Annotated in this window: 20 protein-coding genes and 1 other RNA gene; 13 read left to right on the forward strand and 8 right to left on the reverse strand. The window is 59.8% G+C overall.

All coding sequences use genetic code 11. From position 1 onward, the window contains the following. Window positions 1-39 precede the first annotated feature (39 nt). The 7 genes from R8G34_07460 to gatC all read right to left on the reverse strand — a co-directional run bounded on the left by R8G34_07460 (window position 40) and on the right by gatC (window position 4,877). Window positions 40-561, reverse strand: a complete 522-nt coding sequence (locus R8G34_07460; protein ID MDW3222717.1) for an AAA family ATPase — start codon at window positions 559-561, stop codon at window positions 40-42. A 76-nt stretch (window positions 562-637) separates the two neighbouring features. Further along, on the reverse strand, window positions 638-805 hold the full coding sequence (rpmG, locus tag R8G34_07465; GenBank protein MDW3222718.1) for a 50S ribosomal protein L33: 168 nt from the start codon (window positions 803-805) through the stop codon (window positions 638-640). A 394-nt stretch (window positions 806-1,199) separates the two neighbouring features. Further along, window positions 1,200-1,590, reverse strand: an RNA gene (gene rnpB, locus R8G34_07470) — RNase P RNA component class A. Window positions 1,591-1,689: 99 nt separating this feature from the next. Beyond that, window positions 1,690-2,343, reverse strand: coding sequence for an N-acetylmuramoyl-L-alanine amidase (locus R8G34_07475; protein MDW3222719.1), 654 nt, complete (start codon window positions 2,341-2,343; stop codon window positions 1,690-1,692). A gap of 6 nt (window positions 2,344-2,349) precedes the next feature. Then, on the reverse strand, window positions 2,350-3,063 hold the full coding sequence (locus tag R8G34_07480; GenBank protein MDW3222720.1) for a hypothetical protein: 714 nt from the start codon (window positions 3,061-3,063) through the stop codon (window positions 2,350-2,352). Window positions 3,064-3,102: 39 nt separating this feature from the next. Then, the gene (gene gatA, locus R8G34_07485) at window positions 3,103-4,590 is read right to left on the reverse strand and encodes an Asp-tRNA(Asn)/Glu-tRNA(Gln) amidotransferase subunit GatA (GenBank protein ID MDW3222721.1); all 1,488 of its coding nucleotides are present in this window, start codon (window positions 4,588-4,590) and stop codon (window positions 3,103-3,105) included. Next, entirely contained in the window at window positions 4,590-4,877 is a 288-nt protein-coding gene (gene gatC, locus R8G34_07490) for an Asp-tRNA(Asn)/Glu-tRNA(Gln) amidotransferase subunit GatC (protein MDW3222722.1), read from the reverse strand. Before gatC ends, gatA begins: the two co-directional genes overlap by 1 nt. Window positions 4,878-5,203: 326 nt before the next feature. Between gatC and R8G34_07495 the strand changes: the two genes are divergently transcribed. Continuing rightward, on the forward strand, window positions 5,204-5,893 hold the full coding sequence (locus R8G34_07495) for a metal-dependent hydrolase (GenBank protein ID MDW3222723.1): 690 nt from the start codon (window positions 5,204-5,206) through the stop codon (window positions 5,891-5,893). A gap of 245 nt (window positions 5,894-6,138) precedes the next feature. Here R8G34_07495 and R8G34_07500 read toward each other — a convergent pair whose 3' ends face one another. Then, entirely contained in the window at window positions 6,139-6,588 is a 450-nt protein-coding gene (locus R8G34_07500; GenBank protein ID MDW3222724.1) for a nucleoside deaminase, read from the reverse strand. Between the two features lie 63 nt (window positions 6,589-6,651). Here R8G34_07500 and R8G34_07505 point away from each other — a divergent pair, with 63 nt between their 5' ends. The 12 genes from R8G34_07505 (at window position 6,652) to R8G34_07560 (ending at window position 19,837) form a co-directional block, all read left to right on the forward strand. Next, window positions 6,652-7,512 carry a pseudouridine synthase gene (locus R8G34_07505; protein MDW3222725.1) on the forward strand — a complete coding sequence of 287 codons (861 nt, stop codon included), beginning with the start codon at window positions 6,652-6,654 and terminating at the stop codon, window positions 7,510-7,512. A gap of 289 nt (window positions 7,513-7,801) precedes the next feature. Next, on the forward strand, window positions 7,802-8,689 hold the full coding sequence (locus R8G34_07510; protein ID MDW3222726.1) for a 5-bromo-4-chloroindolyl phosphate hydrolysis family protein: 888 nt from the start codon (window positions 7,802-7,804) through the stop codon (window positions 8,687-8,689). 29 nt (window positions 8,690-8,718) lie between these two features. Further along, complete coding sequence (locus R8G34_07515) at window positions 8,719-9,915, forward strand: toxic anion resistance protein (GenBank protein MDW3222727.1); 1,197 nt, start codon at window positions 8,719-8,721, stop codon at window positions 9,913-9,915. Continuing rightward, window positions 9,875-10,864 (forward strand): DUF2927 domain-containing protein, encoded by a 990-nt coding sequence (locus R8G34_07520; protein MDW3222728.1) that lies wholly within the window; start codon window positions 9,875-9,877, stop codon window positions 10,862-10,864. Before R8G34_07515 ends, R8G34_07520 begins: the two co-directional genes overlap by 41 nt. Before the next feature lie 25 nt (window positions 10,865-10,889). Beyond that, the gene (locus R8G34_07525) at window positions 10,890-12,002 is read left to right on the forward strand and encodes an SPFH domain-containing protein (protein ID MDW3222729.1); all 1,113 of its coding nucleotides are present in this window, start codon (window positions 10,890-10,892) and stop codon (window positions 12,000-12,002) included. Window positions 12,003-12,014: 12 nt separating this feature from the next. Next, entirely contained in the window at window positions 12,015-12,746 is a 732-nt protein-coding gene (locus R8G34_07530) for a hypothetical protein (protein ID MDW3222730.1), read from the forward strand. 2 nt (window positions 12,747-12,748) lie between these two features. Beyond that, window positions 12,749-13,861, forward strand: coding sequence for a TFIIB-type zinc finger domain-containing protein (locus R8G34_07535; GenBank protein MDW3222731.1), 1,113 nt, complete (start codon window positions 12,749-12,751; stop codon window positions 13,859-13,861). Further along, the gene (locus R8G34_07540) at window positions 13,858-14,529 is read left to right on the forward strand and encodes a nitroreductase (GenBank protein ID MDW3222732.1); all 672 of its coding nucleotides are present in this window, start codon (window positions 13,858-13,860) and stop codon (window positions 14,527-14,529) included. Before R8G34_07535 ends, R8G34_07540 begins: the two co-directional genes overlap by 4 nt. After that, window positions 14,526-14,972, forward strand: a complete 447-nt coding sequence (dtd, locus tag R8G34_07545) for a D-aminoacyl-tRNA deacylase (GenBank protein ID MDW3222733.1) — start codon at window positions 14,526-14,528, stop codon at window positions 14,970-14,972. Before R8G34_07540 ends, dtd begins: the two co-directional genes overlap by 4 nt. Before the next feature lie 13 nt (window positions 14,973-14,985). Then, the gene (locus tag R8G34_07550; GenBank protein MDW3222734.1) at window positions 14,986-16,095 is read left to right on the forward strand and encodes a DUF4147 domain-containing protein; all 1,110 of its coding nucleotides are present in this window, start codon (window positions 14,986-14,988) and stop codon (window positions 16,093-16,095) included. A 42-nt stretch (window positions 16,096-16,137) separates the two neighbouring features. Next, the gene (locus R8G34_07555; GenBank protein ID MDW3222735.1) at window positions 16,138-18,129 is read left to right on the forward strand and encodes a CocE/NonD family hydrolase; all 1,992 of its coding nucleotides are present in this window, start codon (window positions 16,138-16,140) and stop codon (window positions 18,127-18,129) included. A gap of 115 nt (window positions 18,130-18,244) precedes the next feature. Continuing rightward, on the forward strand, window positions 18,245-19,837 hold the full coding sequence (locus R8G34_07560; GenBank protein ID MDW3222736.1) for an ABC transporter substrate-binding protein: 1,593 nt from the start codon (window positions 18,245-18,247) through the stop codon (window positions 19,835-19,837). Window position 19,838: the final 1 nt, after the last annotated feature.

Below are 19,838 nucleotides of genomic sequence, written 5' to 3' on the forward strand. Positions count from 1 at the left end.
AAGGCTGCCGTATCTCGGGTGGCGTTAACGGCCTTGAATTCAAGGCTTTACGGCAAAGCTATCCATGAAACTTGTGACCTGAGCAGTCTTTGTCAACTGATGTACGTTCAGATGCGGATGGTCTTGGATCAAACGCACCAAACGCGCGCGGTGGCTCGATCTGGTGCGCCATATCCAGCGGTAAAACTCCGCTGTTTCGGAATGCAGCCCCTCCTGACATCCCTCTGCCATGTCCGGTCTTTGGCGACCGTAGTAGCGCAGCATGCGATACGTCACGCGCCACAGACGCAGGCTTACAGGCAGGTCCAGCCAGATCAAACAATCCGCACGGGTCGCGCGATGATCATAGGTTGTTGAGAAGCCGCCTTCAAATATCCACTTGGGCGATTCCTCGATTTTCAACGCCATCGCCTTGCGCTCCGGTGTGGCCCGCGCAACCCACCCCGGGGTCCAGTGGATATGGTCCATATGATAGACAGGCAGGCCGGTCCGCACGCCAAGAAAGCGCGCCAGAGTGCTTTTCCCCGACCCTGATCCCCCAACGATCATAACGCGCTGCATCAAAGATGCCTCTCCATGCACAAACAAAAAAAGCCGCGCAAACTGCGCGGCCACTTCACCTACAAAGAAATCAATCTTACTTGATTTTGCCTTCTTTGTATTCAACGTGCTTGCGCGCCACCGGGTCGTACTTACGCACAACCATCTTCTCGGTCATGGTGCGGGCGTTTTTCTTGGTGACGTAGAAATGGCCTGTCCCCGCCGAGGAGTTCAGACGAATCTTGATCGTGGTTGGCTTGGCCATGTTATCTCTCCTGCTGCAGCGGTCCTCCGGTGAGGGGCTGCGTGAAATCCTGAACCCCGGCTTTTAACCAGATGGGCTGGCGAGTCAACTGCAAAAGGACCGTTTTAGCGTGGCCCTAAGTGGTCATCCTGCGGCCGGCACCCTTGGGTAAACGCAGCGCACGCGCAACGATTTTGCCACGCGCCGCCACACCTTTCCCCTCAGCCTGGGTTAACGCCTTTTTTCAAGGGGGGAATCGCGAGGCACAGCCCGTACACAAGCTGTACACACCCTGTGCACCGAGAATGCACGGATGCGGTGGTTAAGAGATCGCGCGCAGCACTTTATGAGCAAAGCGTTGCGCAACCGGCTGGCGGTCAAAAACCGCATCCCGCCCAGCGCAGCGGGGGGAAATATGCGCGGAAGGCCTGTAAGCCGGATTCTGTTCCCCGGGGCGCAAACCCCGGTTCGATGACCATTCCTCTTGCCACCCGGTTGCCCGGACAGCTCTAGCTGCCAACCCGGATCTGCTGGGGCAAAAGCAGCCCTGTCTTGCGACGCGCGATCCCTATTTGGCATTGCTCCCGGTGGGGCTTGCCGTGCCACCCCTGTTGCCAGCGGCGCGGTGGGCTCTTACCCCACCGTTTCATCCTTACCCCTTTGCATTGCTGCGCGCGGGCGGTTTCATTTCTGTGGCGCTTTCCGTCAGGTTGCCCTGCCCGGGCGTTACCCGGCACCGTTGCTTTTTGGAGTCCGGACTTTCCTCGACACCGGTTGAAGGGTGCCGCGGCCATCCGGCCTTCCGCGCGCCCCGAGATGCGATGAATTGGCCGGCGGGTCAAGAGCTGGCAAAGGTCGGACGCCTCCGGCGGGAGTATTTCCGACCAAAAGAAGCGGGCCGACCCTCAGGTGCGTGCCGTCTCCAATGCGATGAAGTCTTCAGCCACCAGCGGGCCAAGCGCCTGCGGTCTGAACCGCAGCCTGACCGCCGCCAGCAGGATGTCATCGCCTACATCCGCCGTGAACCCGAGCGCCTGTGCGCAGGTGCGGAATTCAGCCGCTGTCGGCGCTGTCGAAGTCCTCCCGCTCTCGCCGTACACCGCCAACCCCTGCGCCGCCAGCCGCGCCCAGTCAAAGCGGGGGCCGGGATCGAATTTCCGACCAGGGGCCATGTCGGAATGGCCGATGACATTGTTCGGTACAATCCCGTGGCGCGCGATGATGTCGCTCAGCAGGATTTCCAGCGCCGCCATCTGCGGTTCAGGGAAGGGATGATCGCCGCCGTTGTCGAGTTCAATCCCGATGGAGCGGGAGTTTATGTCATCTTGCCCGCGCCATTCCCCGGCCCCAGCGTGCCAGGCGCGTTGATCTTCGGGCACCAGCTGGGTCATCTGCCCGTCGCGGGCGATCACATAGTGGCAGGACACTTGTGCCTGTGGATCGCACAGGCGTTCGATGGCGGCCTCAGCGCTTTGCATGGCGGTATAGTGCAGCACTACAATTGACGGTGTCAGGCCGTCGCGGCGCGGCCCGCAATTTGGCGAGGGATGCTGACGCACCCGGACCTAGCCGCCTGAGGCCCTGCGAAACGGTGCCGGATCCCACGTGCAGGCATAGCCATCCCCATCCGGATCAAGCCCTCTGCGGTCGCGCACGGGCCCGCCGCGCCCGAGGAAATCGATCTGTGCCAGATCAGGAGAGGCGTAATCCGCGCAATTGCGCTCCGCACGGCTCTCGCCGCCAAAACCCGCCCGGGCATAGACGCTCTGACCCTTTGGATGTTTGGTCTCCAGTGCGAAGGCCACGATGTTGGGCTGGGCGTCGGTTGAGCGCGTGGGCAATGCTTCTGGTTGAACGACCTCATATTGCGCGGCGTTACTGGCAATCCGCTCGGCGTCACTTTCGATGGTCTGGCGTTCTGCGACGGCATCGAAGTTGTTTTCATCAGAAATGCCTGGATTATTCACCGCAGCCGTGGACGCCGCGCCGGAAACGGTGGGTGGGGCTGGTACGCTCCCCTGCGTCGCCCCGGCCCGTGTTTGCTCCAGAACCCGCGTGGTTTCCGCCGCTGTTGCCTCAGCGGAGCCCGGCAAGGGCGATCCCAGCGGCTGCCCCGCCGCCTCCGGCAGGTCAAACGGATTGGTTGCCAGCGCCGTTTCCCGCTGAAGCTGCGCCTGGCTTGAGTTGGCGGCATTGCTGGTCCCGTAATCCGGGGTCACGGAGGCGCAGGCACTCAGCGTCGCAAGAGCGAGCCCCGCAATGTAAACACGTGGTGTCATTGAAAAACATGCCTGTCGTTGCTTTTGTAATGGGTCAAATTACCACCATTTGCCCGGCTTGGCCACAAAACCGGCGGCGGTTTCCAGCGCATGGGCGGCGCAGAGCAGGTCAGCTTCTGCCCAGGGTTGTCCGATCAGTTGCAGCCCCAGCGGCAAGCCTTGTTTATCAAGGCCCGTGGGCACGGCAATGCCCGGCAACCCGGCGAGGTTCACCGTCACGGTGAAGACATCATTGAGATACATCGCCACGGGATCCGCATCCGTCATTTCCCCCAGACCAAAGGCCGCAGAGGGTGTGGCGGGTGTGAGGATCGCGTCAATGCCCTGTGCGAACACGGTCTCAAAGTCGCGTTTGATCAGGGTACGCACCCGGCGCGCGCGGTTGTAATAGGCGTCATAGAACCCGGCGGAGAGCACATAGGTGCCGATCATCACGCGGCGCTGCACCTCGGGGCCAAAGCCTTCGGCGCGGGTCTTTTCATACATCTCGGTGATGCCATCGCCCTGCTCCAGCCTGGCGCGGTGGCCATAGCGCACGCCGTCATAGCGCGCGAGGTTCGAAGACGCCTCCGCCGGGGCAATCACATAGTACGCGGGGAGCGCGTATTTTGTATGGGGCAGCGAGATATCGACGATCTCGGCACCGGCATCTTTCATCATCGCGATGCCTTCAGCCCAAAGCGATTCAATTTCATCGGGCATGCCGTCCATGCGGTATTCCTTGGGGATACCGATCTTTTTGCCCCGGATGTCCCCGCTGAGCGCGGCCTCGAAATCCGGCACCGCCAGATCAGCAGAGGTGCTGTCCTTGGCGTCATGTCCGGCCATGGCTTGCAGCATGATCGCCGCATCGCGCACAGATTTGGTCATCGGACCCGCCTGATCCAGAGAGGAGGCAAAAGCCACAATGCCCCAGCGCGAGCAGCGCCCATAGGTTGGTTTGATCCCAACGGTCCCGGTGAACGCCGCAGGCTGGCGGATGGAGCCGCCTGTGTCCGTACCGGTTGCGGCCAGACATAAATCTGCCGCCACCGCAGAGGCGGAGCCGCCCGAAGAGCCCCCCGGCGTGAGTGGCGCGGTATCATTGCCGCGACGCCACGGGTTCACCGCATTGCCGTAAACGGATGTTTCATTGGACGAACCCATGGCGAATTCATCCATGTTCAGCTTGCCCAGCATGACCGCGCCCGCATCCGCGAGATTTTGGCTGACGGTGGATTCGTATTCCGGCAGGAACCCTTCGAGAATCCGCGATCCGGCCTGAGAGGCCACGCCTTTGGTGCAAAACAGATCCTTGATGCCGATCGGCAGTCCACACATGGCGGGCGCGTCACCTTGAGCGATGCGCGCATCCGCCGCCGCTGCGCGTTCCAGCGCCAGTTCCGGTGTTTTGTGCACAAAGGCGTTCAAATCACCGGCGGCATCAATCGCGCCAAGGCAGGCCCCGGTCAGCTCTTTGGAAGTGGTTTCACCCGCCCGCAGCGCATCGCGCGCGGCTGCCAGCGTCAGTTCATTCAGATCAGCCATTAGTCAACCACCTTCGGCACGGCAAAAAACCCCTCACGGGCATCAGGCGCATTGGACAGGATTTTGGCTTGCTGATCCCCTGCGCGCACGACGTCGACGCGACGTTTGAGCACTTGGGGCGTGACGGATGTCATCGGCTCAACACCGTCAATGTCCACTTCGTTCAATTGTTCGATGAAACCCAATATCGTGTTGAATTCGCCCGCCAACGCAGGCAGCGCTTCTGGTTCCACTTTGATCCGGGCCAGCTTGGCCACGCGGGCGGCTGTGGTTTCATCAATAGACATCGCGTTTCCTTATCTGCTTGGCATTGGCGTTTAGCGCCATGCGCGCGCCTTGCCAAGACTTGGCCGAATGGAAACCGCAATCATCCGCACTGGCCTGCCCTGAATGCACGGATCGCCCGCGACATCCGGATGAAATACCGCTGAATACCGGCATAAGATCCTCAATCTTCAAAAACACCTTGGCAAAACGAACCGCCGTCCAAGGGTCATATTACCAGCCCAAACCAAGCCGCTTTGCTCGTGCGTGGCAGAATCCCGGTGCAGGAGGTTCCCCTCCCTTGCAAAAGCCGGTTATGATCATGCCGTTGAACATAAGGAGCGGAACCGTGAAGATCATTTGGCTGGGGCATGGCAGTTTTCGTCTGGAAATCGCAGATCAGGTTCTGCTTGTGGATCCCTGGCTGACCGGCAACCCCATGCTGCCCGAGGATCAGCACGCCGCCGCCACAAATGGGGCCACGCATATCCTGATCACGCACGGACATTTCGATCACACCGCAGATGTTGTCAATCTGGCCAAAACGCTGTCGATCCCCGTCGTCGGCATCTACGATCTGATGAGCCATTTTGAACAATCCGAAGACCTCTCCACCATTGGGTACAACATCGGGGGCACCGTACAATTGGGCGAGGTGGCTGTATCAATGGTACCCGCGCTGCATTCCAACACGCTGTCCAGCAATCCAACCATTTCCCCCGGACGCGAAGCCGGGTTCATCCTGAAAGCCGAAGGACATACGGTCTATCTGTCCGGGGATACCGGGATCATGGCGGATATGGACTGGATCGGGGATTACTACAAACCCGACATCGGCATCCTGAGCGCAGGCGGGCATTTCACCATGGATATGGCGGGGGCCGCCTATGCCGCGAAACGGTATTTTGATTTCAAAACGGTGATCCCGTGCCACTACCGCACGTTCGAAATTCTGGAACAATCAGCCCAGGTCCTGAAAGACGCAGTCTCAGGGGTCGAGGTGATCGAACCCGAGGTAATGACCCCTATCACCCTCTGATCCGCAACCACACATGGTTCGGGTGTCGGCCGATGACATCTCACAACACTCCTGTGTCCAGGCACCGTAGGGTGGGCTTCAGGCCACCGCTCCCGCAGAAGATCTGACCGCACAGACATCATACGGGGGGCTGTACAGCAATTCGACTGAAACCTGACTCACTTGTTCGCGGCCTCTCCTTTCGGTCGAACGCAAAAAGCGATGCAGAATACCTATCGTCAATGTCGAAGCGCTATAGGCCACCGCTACCTGCGTGCCAGAAAGAACGCGCGCAGATAGGCCTCTGATTCCGCAGCGGCAATGCCTTCAAAAACCTCGGGCACGTGATGGCACTGGGGATGAGCAAAGACGCGCGCGCCCTGTGCCACGCCGCCCGATTTGGGGTCACTTGCCCCATAATAAAGCCGTTCAATCCGTGCCGCTGAAATCGCCGCCGCGCACATGGCACAAGGCTCCAGCGTGACATAAAGCGCATGACCCGGCAGACGCTCGGAGCCCAGCGCCGCACAGGCCGTGCGCAGCGCCAGTATTTCCGCATGTGCGGTGGGATCCTTCAATGCGCGTGTGCGATTGCCCTCGGAGGCCACCACATCACCGCTCGGATTGACGATCACCGCCCCAACAGGCACTTCGCCGCGCTTGGCCGCCGCGCGCGCCTCAGAGAGCGCCTGTTGCATATGAGAGTTGAATTCCATCTGCTCCAAATGCCCGCAAACCGCGCCCTTTCGCAAGGCTTTCAAACAGGATAAGGCGAGCCCATGTCTGACCCCAGCCCCAAAACGCCGCAAGGCGATCGCATCGCCAAAGTCCTCAGCCGTGCCGGCATTGCCAGCCGCCGCGAAGCCGAACGCATGATCGAAGCGGGGCGCGTGCGCGTCAATGGCACCCAAATCACCTCGCCCGCGCTGAATGTTACGCCCAAGGACGCCATTCTGGTGGATGGCAAACCGATTGCGGCACCAGAACCGCCGCGTCTGTGGCTGTTTCACAAACCCATCGGCCTTGTGAGCACGGATAATGACGAAAAGGGGCGCGATACGATTTATTCCGCGCTGCCGGATGACCTGCCGCGGGTGATGAGCGTGGGGCGTCTGGACATCAACTCCGAGGGCTTGCTGCTGCTCACCAATGACGGGGGCGTCAAACGCCAACTCGAATTGCCCTCCACCGGCTGGCTGCGACGCTACCGGGTGCGGGTGAATGGCCGCCCCAGTGATGACACGCTGGAACCGCTGCGCAAGGGCGTCACCGTTGAGGGCGAGAACTTTCAACCCATGAGCGTGACCATAGATCGCCAGCAAGGGGCCAATGCCTGGCTGACAATTGGCCTGCGCGAAGGGCGCAACCGTGAAATCCGCCGCGCTTTGGCGGAGGTCGATCTCTCGGTGAACCGGCTGATCCGCATCAGTTACGGCCCGTTTCAGCTCGGCGACTTGAAACAGGGTGAGGTCGAAGAGGTCCGGCGCAAAACCGTGCGCGATCAATTGGGCCTGGAAATTGAAGACCCCAGCGGCACGGCCACGAAAAAACCGGCCAAAGTCACGCGCCAGCGCAACGCCCGGCCCGCCAAGACCGGGCCAAAACCGGGTACGTCGCGCCCGCGTGGCAAACGCACCTGACCTCACATCTGACAAATCGCGCCGAAATTTCCCCCTCACGCTGCGCAGGCACCGTGACCAAATAGCGTTTCGGGGACGGCAAAGTCGTTTTTTCAAGCTTGGACGGCGCGTTAGAGCTTCCCTGCGTGATACTAGAACTGGCCAGCCGCGCCGCATGCGCCTATATTCATGTCAACACATGTCCGGGGAGACAGAATGACGCCGACACCCATTCAGAAGGTCGCCTATCTGGCGCTCCTGCTTCTTATGACCGGTGTCGCTGCCGGGCTCTTGGGCGGACTCTGAGCCTATGGCAAAACGGTTCGGCGGCAAATACAGCCCACAAAACACCGCATCTGACGATCAACCCGCGCCGCGCGGGACATTCACCGGCGCGCAGGTCGATCCGGTGGGCGCGCGGGCGAACCTGATGTTCCTGCCTGCCATTGTGCTGGTGTTCATGTCCCTGACACAAGGAGCCCTGGGCCTGACGCTGGGGTTGCTGGGCGCAGGTGCGATGACGCTGGGCGCGTGGTTGCTGCGCGGGGGGCTGATCGCGGAAGCGGCGTTTAACGCCCGCAAGGTTGCGCGCCGCCCGGCCCTGCCCCGCAAGGTGCTCGCGGCCTGTTTGGCCGGGGTGGGCACCGGGCTCGCCGCGCTAAGTCATGAGGGGGGCATTGTGGCGGCTGTTTTGTTTGGTGTGACGACAACGGGGTTGCACCTGACAGCCTTCGGGATTGATCCGTTCAAGAGCAAGGGCATAGAAGGGATCGACACCTTTCAACAGGACCGTGTTGCGCGCGTCGTGGATGAGGCTGAGGCTCATATGGCGGCGATGAATGACGCGCTCAAACGCGCAGGCGATCGGCATGTGTCCGCCCGGATGGAACAGTTTCAGACGGTCGTGCGGGATCTTATTCGCACCGTCGAGGAAGACCCGCGCGATCTGACGGCGGCGCGCAAATATCTGGGCGTCTATCTGCTGGGTGCGCGCGATGCGAGCGTCAAGTTTGCCGATATCTATGCCCGCACCCAGGACGCCGAAGCGCGCGATGACTATATGGCGCTGCTGAATGATCTGGAACGTAATTTCACCGACCGCACCAAAAAGCTGTTACTGGATGATCACAGCGATCTGACGGTCGAGATCGAGGTCCTGCGGGATCGTTTGCAACGCGAAGGAGTGCGTCTGGACTGACGCATCAAAATGAAAAGGACGAATTGAGCATGACCGAGACGACACGTGCAAAAGCCACTGAGAGCCTGAAGATGGTGGAAGAAGTGACCGCCGTTGTGCTGCCTGAACCCATCGAAGCAAACGCCATTGTGCCACTGGCAGAAGCGGATGCGCCGGTCAGTGCGGAGATTTCCAAGCGCATGGCGGAGATTGACATGTCCAACACGCAATCCATCGTCTCGTTCGGATCGCGCGCACAAGTCGAATTGCAGGAAATCAGTCAGGCCATGCTGGGCGGTGTGCGCAACAAGGATGTCGGCCCCGCCGGGGACAGCCTGCGCAATATCGTGACCACAATCCGCGGCTTTTCAATCTCTGAGCTGGACGTGCGCCGGGATCGTAGCTGGTGGGAAAAGCTGATGGGCAAGGCCGCGCCTTTTGCCAAGTTCACCGCCCAATATGAAGAAGTACAAGGCCAGATTGACCGCATCACCGATGATCTGCTGGCGCATGAGCATACGCTTTTGAAAGACATCAAGTCGCTGGACATGCTCTATGAAAAGACGCTGCAGTTTTACGATGAACTGGCGCTTTATATTTCGGCGGGCGAAGAAAAACTGCGCGAGCTTGATGACACGGTGATCCCGGCCAAGGCGGCAGAGGTCGACAAGGCAGCGGAAAACGATCAGGTGATGGTGGCGCAGGAACTGCGGGATCTGCGCGCGGCACGCGATGATCTGGAACGCCGTGTGCATGACCTGAAACTGACCCGTCAGGTCACGATGCAATCGCTGCCGTCGATCCGTCTGGTGCAGGAAAACGACAAATCGCTGTTGACCAAGATCAATTCCACGCTGGTCAACACGGTGCCCCTCTGGGAGACGCAATTGGCACAGGCCGTCACCATTCAGCGCAGCGCCGAGGCTGCACAGGCCGTGCGACAAGCCAATGACCTGACCAATGAATTGCTGACCGCCAATGCCAAGAACCTGCGCGAGAGCAACAAGGTGATCCGCGAAGAAATGGAGCGCGGTGTCTTTGACATTGAGGCCGTCAAACAGGCGAATGCCGACCTGATCGGCACCATCGAAGAGAGCCTGCAGATTGCGGATGAGGGCAAGGCGCGCCGTGCGGCGGCAGAAACCGAGTTGCAGGAAATGGAGACCAAGCTGCGCGACACATTGGCCAGCGCGAAATCGCGCGGTGATGGTGTGGGTGACACAGCGGCGGTTTCTGTACCGCGTTGAGGTGACGCTGCGGCGCACCCTCCTGCGCGCAAGCGTTCTGGCCTTTGCGGGCGTGGCTTTGGTCGCTTGCGATCTCGCCCAGCCTGTGGCTGGCGTCAAAACGCCGCGCGTTCGCCCGTCCGATCTTGGCACCCCGCAGGTGCGCCCGACATCACAGGCCAGCGCCGAGTTGCGCAGCTATCTCGTGCAGGTGCAATCCGCCCAGCTGGGTCAGGGCTTGTTGCGTCAGGATGGCGGCGGCGCAGACACGCCATTCACCGCAGATATGCTGGCGCGGAATTTCGAACGCATCGTTTTTTTCAATGAATACGCCAGCGATCTGGAGGGGCGCGGGGGCGAAAGCCCGTTGCGTCGCTGGGCCGGGCCGGTGCGTGTCGGCACGATCTTTGGCCCGGGCGTTCCGCCCTCTCAGCGCGCCAGCGACAATACCATCATCCGGGACTATGCGCGCAGGCTGGGCCAGATTTCGGATCATCCGGTCATGAATGCGCCGAACCAGAATTTCATTGTCATTGTCGCCAGTGAAGACGACAGAAACGACGCGCTGGACGCCGCAGCGGCCAGAATTCCGGCCATTGGCCGCGCCAGCCTGAATGCGCTGCGCAATCTGCCACGCGATACCTATTGTGCAGTGGCCGCGTTCGCCGCCGGGCCTGATCCCAATACATATACGGCAGCAGTCGCCATCATCCGGTCGGAAAACCCCGACCTGATACGGCTGAGTTGTGTGCATGAAGAAATGGCACAGGGGCTCGGTCTGGCCAATGACAGCCGCGACGCCCGCCCGTCGATCTTCAACGATGATGATGAATTCGCACTGCTGACGCGACATGACGAGATGCTCTTGAAGATGCTCTATGACCCCAGGCTCGAACCGGGCATGAGCGCGGCCGAGGCCGCACCGATCACACGCATCATTGCGCGCGAAATGATAAACGGACCCCTCTAGGGTCGGACGTAAAGGACTATGCAATATGGGTATTTTTGATTTTCTGTCCGGTGAATTCATCGACGTCATTCATTGGGTGGACAACACGCGTGACACGATGGTCTGGCGGTTTGAGCGTGAAGGTCACGAAATCAAATACGGTGCCAAACTGACCGTGCGCGAAGGTCAGGCGGCGGTTTTCGTGCATGAAGGGCAGCTTGCGGATGTGTTCACGCCCGGTCTTTACATGCTTGAAACCAACAACATGCCGATCATGACGACGCTGCAACATTGGGATCACGGGTTCAAAAGCCCGTTCAAATCGGAAGTGTATTTCGTCAATACAACCCGGTTCAACGATCTGAAATGGGGCACAAAAAATCCGATCATCTGCCGCGATCCGGAGTTTGGCCCGGTGCGGCTGCGCGCCTTTGGCACCTACTCCATCAAGGTCAGCGATCCGGCGAAATTTCTGGTCGAAATCGTCGGGACAGACGGCGAATTCACCATGGATGAGATCAGTTTCCAGATCCGCAATATTCTGGTGCAGGAATTTTCACGCACTCTTGCGCGCGCCGGGATCCCGGTCATGGACATGGCGGCAAATACCCGCGAGTTGGGACAGCTTGTGGGCAAGGAAATTGCCGCGCAATTGGCGGAATACGGGCTGAGCATGCCCGAGCTATACATCGAAAACATATCGCTGCCGCCAGCGGTCGAAGAGGTCATGGACAAGCGCTCCTCCATGGGCGTGATCGGAAATCTCAACGAATACATGCAGTTTCAGGCGGCTGAGGCGCTGGGGCGCGAGGGCGCGGGTGCCGCGGCCATTCAGGCGGGCCTTGGTGCGGGTCTGGGCATGCAAATCGGACAGGCGGCTGCCAGTCAGGGACCCTGGGGCGCACGCGCAGCCCCGGCGCCGATTGCTGCGCCACCGCCGCCGCCCGTCGAACATGTCTGGCACATCGCTGAGGCGGGCCAAACCAAAGGGCCGTTTTCCAAGGCCGCTTTGGGACGCATGGCCACTGAGGGCGCTCTGAGCCGGGAAAGCATGGTCTGGACACCGGGTCAGGATGGCTGGATGCGCGCCGAAGATGTCGCGGAACTGGCGCAACTTTTCACCGTTCTGCCGCCCCCGCCACCACCGCCACCGGCGTGAGGAGAATTTAGCGTGAAAGGATTTGACACTAAGACCCAAGAAGCACTGTCAGTTTACGTATATATATTGATGGACGGTACAAAACCTTTCTACGTCGGCAAAGGCACGGGAAACAGACTGTTCGATCATGCGAGGGGCGTTGTTGAGCAAGACAAGGCTTCCGAGAAGATTGAACGAATACTGCAGATCAAAAAGGAAGGGCGGGAAGTTGGACATGTTATTGTGCGTCATGGGCTCACGAATGAGGAAGCATTTCATGTCGAAGCCGCTCTTATTGATCTGCTCAGAAATTTCGATGATGGCCTAAGCAACATAGCTGCAGGACGTTACTCCAATATCCTGGGATGGAGGTCCGCAAACGACATCATCGCCGACTATGCAGCGAAACCACTTGAAAAACTGCATCACCCTGTTGTCATCATCAATATCAACACTTCCTACAAACGCGGATCCGACGCTCTTTCAATTTATGAAGTAACGCGCGGCGATTGGGTTATAGGCGAGAAAGGACGCGAGACTGTGAAATTTGCATTGGCAGAATACCGCGGGCGCATCGCCGAAGTGTTTGAAATTGCATCTTGGGAACCCGTTTTTGCAGGGGTATCGAAAGCAGACAAAGATAAATTTCGATGGAGGTTCGCTGGAAAAATCGCTAGTGATACCGTGCGCGACCAATATCTAAATAGGTCAATCGCCCACGTCAAAACACGCGGAGCGTCTAACCCAATCCGATATACGATTTAGTTATGGTGTACGAAACGACCTCGAAGACCAAGCTTTCCGAGCACCATTTTCCCTGTGACAAATGCGGCGCGGATTTGCGGTTTGATCCCTCCGAACGTCAGCTGGTGTGCGATCACTGCGGCAACAGCCAGGCCTTGGGCGGCGGTCCCTGGGGGAAAACCCAGATCAGGGAATTGGATTTTGACAGCGCCTTAAACGCATCCCTGCCCGCCCTTGAGATGGAGGAAACGCGGGTTTCCAAATGCCCCAACTGCGCCGCTGAGGTCGAGTTTGATCCCGACATACACGCCACGGAGTGCCCGTTTTGCGCCACGCCGGTGGTGACGGATACGGGCAATCACCGCCACATCAAACCACGCGCGGTTTTACCCTTTGCCTTTGATGAAAAGACCGCGCGCGCAGCCATGACCAACTGGCTGGGCCGCTTGTGGTTTGCCCCCAGCGGGCTTCAGGATTACGCGCGCAAGGGGCGCAAGATGCAAGGGATCTACGTGCCTTACTGGACCTTTGATGCGGACACCAAATCCGCCTACACCGGCGAGCGCGGCACAGTTTATTATGAAACGCGCACCGTAATGCGCGACGGCAAACGCCAACAGGTGCGTGTTCCCAAAATCCGCTGGCGCGCGGCGCGCGGTCGTGTGGCGCGGTTCTTTGATGATGTGCTGGTGCTCGCGTCCCGCTCCCTGCCGAAGAAATTCACCGACGCGCTGGAGCCTTGGGATTTGGCCAGTCTGGAACCATATGCCCCCGAATACCTCGCCGGTTTGCGCGCCGAAGGTTACGCCGTCGAAATCCGCGAAGGTTTTGGTGAAGCACGCCAGAAAATGGACCATATCATCGCGCGCGACATCCGCTTTGACATCGGCGGGGATCGCCAGCGCATTCATAGTGTGGACACGCAAGTGCGCGATGTAACGTTCAAACATATCCTGCTGCCGGTCTGGCTTGCGGCCTATAAATATCGTGGTCAAACCTATCGCTTTGTCGTCAACGGCAGCACCGGCAAAGTGCAGGGCGAACGCCCCTGGTCGGCGATCAAGATCGGTTTCGCGGTGGTCATCGGCTTGGTTGTTGCGCTGGCCATCGGATATGGCATGGCGGTAACCCAATGAGCCATATTGCCCCCCTGAAGCACCTGTTGAAGGCGCGCTATTCCTGTCGCGCCTTTCGCCCGGATCCCGTGCCCGAAGATGATATTCGCCAGATTGTCGATGCGGCGCGCCATGTGCCGTCGTGGTGCAATGCGCAGCCTTGGCAGGTGATCATCACGCAACCCGACGCCACAAACAGCTTTCGCACCGCGCTGCAAGCTGAGGTCGCCAATGGCGCGCCACAGCTCGATTTGGCAGGGCCGGAGGGCTATCCGGGCGTCTATGGCGAGCGGCGGCGCACCTGCGGCTGGCAGCTATATGATGCTGTGGGCGTTCAAAAAGGCGACCGGGCGGCGTCCGGCGCGCAGATGATGCGTAATTTCGCGCTGTTTGATGCGCCACATGTGGCGATCATTTCCAGCCCGCGCGCTTTGGGGGGATACGGCGCCATGGACACCGGCGGGTTTGTCACAGCCTTCACGCTGGCGGCGCGGGCTTTGGGTGTCGACACAATCGCGCAGGCGGCCATCGCCTCCTATGCGGATTTCATACGGCAACATTTCAACATCGACGAGGACCGGATGATCCTTTGCGCGATTTCCTTTGGCTACGCGGATCCCGATCACCCAGCCAATGGGTTTCGCACCGAACGCGCCGCCCTTGATGACATTCTGGATCTGCGCAGATGAGGGCCCTGATCCAGCGCGCGAGCGAGGCCAGCGTCACCGTGGACGACGAGATCGTCGGCCAGATTGGTCCCGGCCTCCTGATCCTTGTCTGCGCCATGCCCGGCGATGATTTTGTCACCGCGCAAGGGTTGGCTGCCAAAATCGCCAAACTGCGGATTTTCCATGATGATGCCGGCAAGATGAACCTCTCCCTGCAGCAAACCTCCGGTGCCGCGCTTGTGGTCAGTCAATTTACACTGGCGGCAGATACATCGCGCGGCAACCGGCCCGGATTTTCCGGGGCTGCGGGCCCGGATGACGCCAAATCGCTTTATCTTCACTTTGCCGAGGCGCTGCGCAGCCTCGATATTTCGGTTGAAACAGGCCGGTTTGGGGCAGACATGAAGGTCAGCCTGATCAATGATGGACCGGTCACGATCTGGATTGACACGGATGCGCCCTGAACAGGAAAAACCCATGACTTCGAAAGACTTGCTCGTAATGCTTTTTGATCGCGGTGTGCGGGCCGTGCGGGGGGATAGTGCCGTTTCCGCCGCCCTGCAGTCATCGCCCTGCGCGCCACCCGATTACATCATCGCCGTGGGCAAGGCGGCAACCGCCATGGCCTGCGCGGCCCACGCGCAATTTCCGGGGACGCCTTTATTGATCGTCACCAAATACGGCCATAGCGAGGGCGCGCCGGAGGGGGCCGAAATCATCGAGGCGGCGCATCCGGTTCTGGACGAAAACAGCCTGCGTGGCGGTGCCCGGATCGCTCAAATCGTGCGCGGTTTGCCAGCGGGCAGCCATCTGATGATGCTGGTGTCGGGGGGCGCATCCGCATTGGCCGAAGACCCCATCGACGGGCTGAGCCTTGCAGATATGACGGCCAAGGCGCAATCGCTGTTGGCCTCAGGCGCAGACATCCACGCGATGAATGCCGCGCGCAAAGACATGAGCGCGATCAAGGGCGGGCGTTTGCTGACCGGGTTTAACGGCGCGCGCGTGACAACGCTGGCCATATCGGATGTGGAGGGCGACAGCCTGAGCGTCATTGGATCGGGCATCGGGGCGGCACCGGATGCGCCGCGTTTTGATTTTGACCCCAGAATTGTGGCCAGCAACGCCATCGCGCGAAGTGCCGTGGCCAAAGCTGCCGCGCAGAACGATCTGACGGTGCAGGTGAACCGGGAAACGCTTTATGATGATATCAACGCGATCGCACCACAGATCAGCGATACGCTGAAAAACGGCGCGCCGGGGCTCTATGTCTTTGGCGGTGAACCCACCGTCGTTTTGCCGCAAAACCCCGGTCAGGGCGGGCGCAATCAGGCCTTGGCCCTGCTGATCGCGCGCGAAATTTCGGGCCTTGGGGGCATCGAGGTTTTGGTGGCAGGCACGGACGGGACCGATGGCCCGACAGATGCCGCCGGGGCCCTCATCGACGGGACGCTCTGGGAGACGTCAGGTCAATCCGCGCTGGATCAGGCGGATGCAGGCACATGGCTGGGCGCGCGCAATGCCCTGCTCAAGACCGGACCGACCGGCACCAATGTCATGGACCTCGTGATTGCGATCAAATCCTGACACCCGCTTGACATCATGCCTCTGCGTGGCAAACCTCTGGCCATGACAGAACAGAATAAGCTGCGCGAAATTGAGGACTTACCCGATTTCGCCATCACCCTGAGCGATGGGTGCCGCCTTTCCGCCCGTGTGTGGCGTCCCTTGGATGCCAGCGCTGATCCGGTCCCGGTGATCCTTGAATATCTGCCCTACCGCAAACGCGACGGCACAACGGCGCGCGATGCCCTGACCCACCCATGGTTCGCGATGCGCGGATACGCCTGCGTACGGGTGGACATGCGCGGCAACGGCGACAGCGAAGGGCTGATGGCCGATGAATACACCGCGCAGGAACTGAGCGATGCGGTTGAGGTGATCACCCAACTCGCGGCGCAGCCGTGGTGCAATGGCCGCGTTGGCATGATGGGCATCAGTTGGGGCGGCTTTAACGGGTTGCAGGTCGCGGCCCTTGCGCCGGACCCCCTGAAGGCGGTCATCACCTTGTGTTCGACCGTGGATCGGTTTGCTGATGATATTCATTACAAGGGCGGCTGTCTGCTCAACGAAAACCTCGGCTGGGGCGCGACCATGTGGTCCTATTCCAGCCGCGCGCCCGACCCTGCCCTGCGCGAGAACTGGCGCGAGATGTGGCTGGACCGGCTTGAAAACGAGCCGTTCCTGCCCTCGGTCTGGTTGCGCCATCAACGCCGCGATGCCTATTGGCGGCATGGATCGGTGATCGAAAATTATGATGCGATCAAGGCCAAAGTGCTGGCCATTGGCGGCTGGGGTGATGCCTATAAAAACGCCGTGCCGCAATTGATCGAAGCCCTGCCCGGGGCCAAGGGCATCATCGGACCATGGGTGCATAAATACCCGCATTTTGCGGTGCCTGAACCGCGCATCGGGTTCTTGCAGGAAGCGCTGCGCTGGTGGGATCGCTGGTTGAAGGACGCGGACAATGGCGTGACGGAGGACCCCGATTACCGCGCCTATCTGATGCACAGCACGCCGCCGGCGCGCTGGTACACAGAGCGCCCCGGTCAATGGATCGCCGAAGAATATGGTGCCACCTCCCATATCCCGCCGCGCCGGTTGCATTTCACGGATCGCGGGCTGTCAGACACTTCGGGCTGGCTGTCGGCTAAAATCTCCTCGCCGCTCGATTGCGGTATGGAAAGCGGGGAATATTGCGCCATCTGGCTCGGTCCCGAGATGCCGGGTGACCAGCGTCCCGATGATGCGATGTCCGCCTGTTTTGAAACCGCGCCTCTGGATGTGGATACGGACCTTGTGGGCGCGCCCCGCGTAAAGATTACACTGCGATGTGATGCGCCCAACGGGCAGATTGCCGTGCGCCTTTGCGATGTGGCCCCGGATGGTGCCAGCACGCGGATCACCTATGGCGTTTTGAATTTGACGCATCGGGATGGCCACGCAGACCCCACGCCCCTGCCCCCAAATGAACCGGTGGATGTGCAACTGACGCTGGATCACGCCGCCTACCGCGTGCTGGAAGGGCATAAGCTGCGGGTCGCGATCTCAAACAGCTACTGGCCGCTGATCTGGCCGTCGCCGGAGCGCCACACGATCACGCTTGATCAGGGCGAGATTCTGTTGCCGGTGCGCCGTACAAGCAAGCGCGAGGAGCACAGTTTCCCCCCGCCCACAGCCGCACCCCCCTGGGAGGTCGAAATTTTGCGCGCCTCCAAAAATAGCAGAACACGCGACGTTGATATGGTCACGGGCGTGACACGGCTGATGATTGAGGATGACTTTGGCAAGGTCCGCGACGCCGATCACGGCCTGATCGCGGGATCCGTTGCACGCGAAGAATGGTCAATCCATCCCAGTGATCCACTGTCCGCACGGGGCACCTGCCATTGGAACGATGAATTGGAACGCGATGGGATCCGCCTGCGCACGGAAGCGCAATGTTCCATGTGGTCGGATGCAACATATTTCTACCTGAGCGCGCGTATGGAGGCCTATCAAAACGACCACCTCGTGTTTGAGCGGGACCATTCGGACAAGATCGCACGGGATCACCTGTGAAACTGGCCTTAGTGAATATCCTGAAAACCCCTTGCGACAGACCCCAAAATGCGCAAGCCTTACGCATCACTAAAAAGAATGCGCAATAGACGCACTGTAAAACCGGGAGAAACCTATGAACGATCAACTGAAACATCTGTCCGACCGCGTGACAAAGGGCCTGATGACCCGTCGCGAGTTTGTTGGCCGCGCTGCCGCATTGGGCGTAACGGCGGCGGTTGCAAATTCCATGCTGTCCAGCGCGGCAAAAGCCGCCGGACCTGTCAAAGGCGGCATGCTGAAAATCGGTTCGTCCGGTGGCGAGAGCACGAACACACAAGATCCAGCCCTTGCAGCTTCCGAAGTGCCGGTCACAACCCTGCGCATGTGGGGTGAGCCGCTTGTGAACACAGCACCTGATGGGTCGCTGGATTTCCGCGCGGCCGAAAGCGTCGAAGCCTCTGCGGATGCAAAGACATGGACCTTCAAAATCCGCCAGGGCGTTGAGTTCAATAACGGCAAGACCCTGACAGCCGAAGATGTGATGGCGACCATGCAACGCCACACTAATGAAGACAGCCAGTCCGGTGCCTTGGGCATTGTGCAGGGCATTTCGAACATGAAAACCGACGGCGATAACTTCATCGTCGAGCTTGAGACGGGCAATGCCGATCTGCCCTATCTGATGTCCGACTATCACCTGATGATCCAACCCGGAGGCGGCGTGGACGACCCAACGGCCGCCATCGGTACCGGCGCTTACATCCTGGAAGTTGACGAGCCCGGCATCCGTCATGGTTTCAAGCGCAATCCAAACTATTGGGACGCGGCCAACACGGGCCATGCGGACGAAGTCGAAGTTCTGGTCCTGAACGATTCCACCGCCCGGACGGCGGCCTTGCAATCTGGTCAAGTGCATCTAATCAACCGGATCGACCCCAAGGTTGCGGGTCTTCTGGATCGTGCACCAAACCTCGGCGTCAAGAGCGTTTCGGGACGTGGGCATTACGTTTTCATCATGCATGTGGACACAGCCCCGTTTGACAACAACGAACTGCGACTGGCGCTGAAATATGCGATCAACCGTCAGGAAATGGTCGACAAAATCCTGCGTGGATATGGTTCCATCGGAAACGACATGCCGATCAACAAGGCCTATCCGCTGTTTGATGACACCATCGAGCAACGCGAACATGATCTGGCCAAGGCGGCAGAGCATTACAAGAAATCCGGCCATGATGGATCCCCCATCATCCTGCGCACCGCAGATGGGGCATTCCCGGGCGCGGTCGATGCCGCAGCGCTCTTCCAGCAATCCGCGCAAGCCGCTGGTATTCCTTTGGAAATCAAGCGTGAGCCAAATGACGGTTACTGGTCCGAAGTCTGGAACGTGCAGCCATTCTGCGCCTCCTACTGGGGCGGACGTCCGGTACAGGATCAGATGTATTCCACCGCGTATTTGTCCACAGCGGATTGGAATGACACCCGCTGGAAACGGGATGATTTCGACGCCAAACTTCTGGCAGCGCGCGCTGAACTGGATGAAGCCAAGCGCAAGGCAATCTATTCCGAAATGGGTGTGTCCCTGCGTGACAATGGCGGTTTGATCCTGCCCATGTTCAACGATTTTGTGGACGGCGTTGCAAACAACGTCGGCGGTTGGATCGAAGATCCAAACGATCAGATGATGAACAACCTGGCGAGCATCAAATGCTGGGTGAACGCATAGG

This window comes from Paracoccaceae bacterium, from assembly GCA_033344815.1.
Classification (GTDB): Bacteria; Pseudomonadota; Alphaproteobacteria; order Rhodobacterales; family Rhodobacteraceae; genus Roseobacter.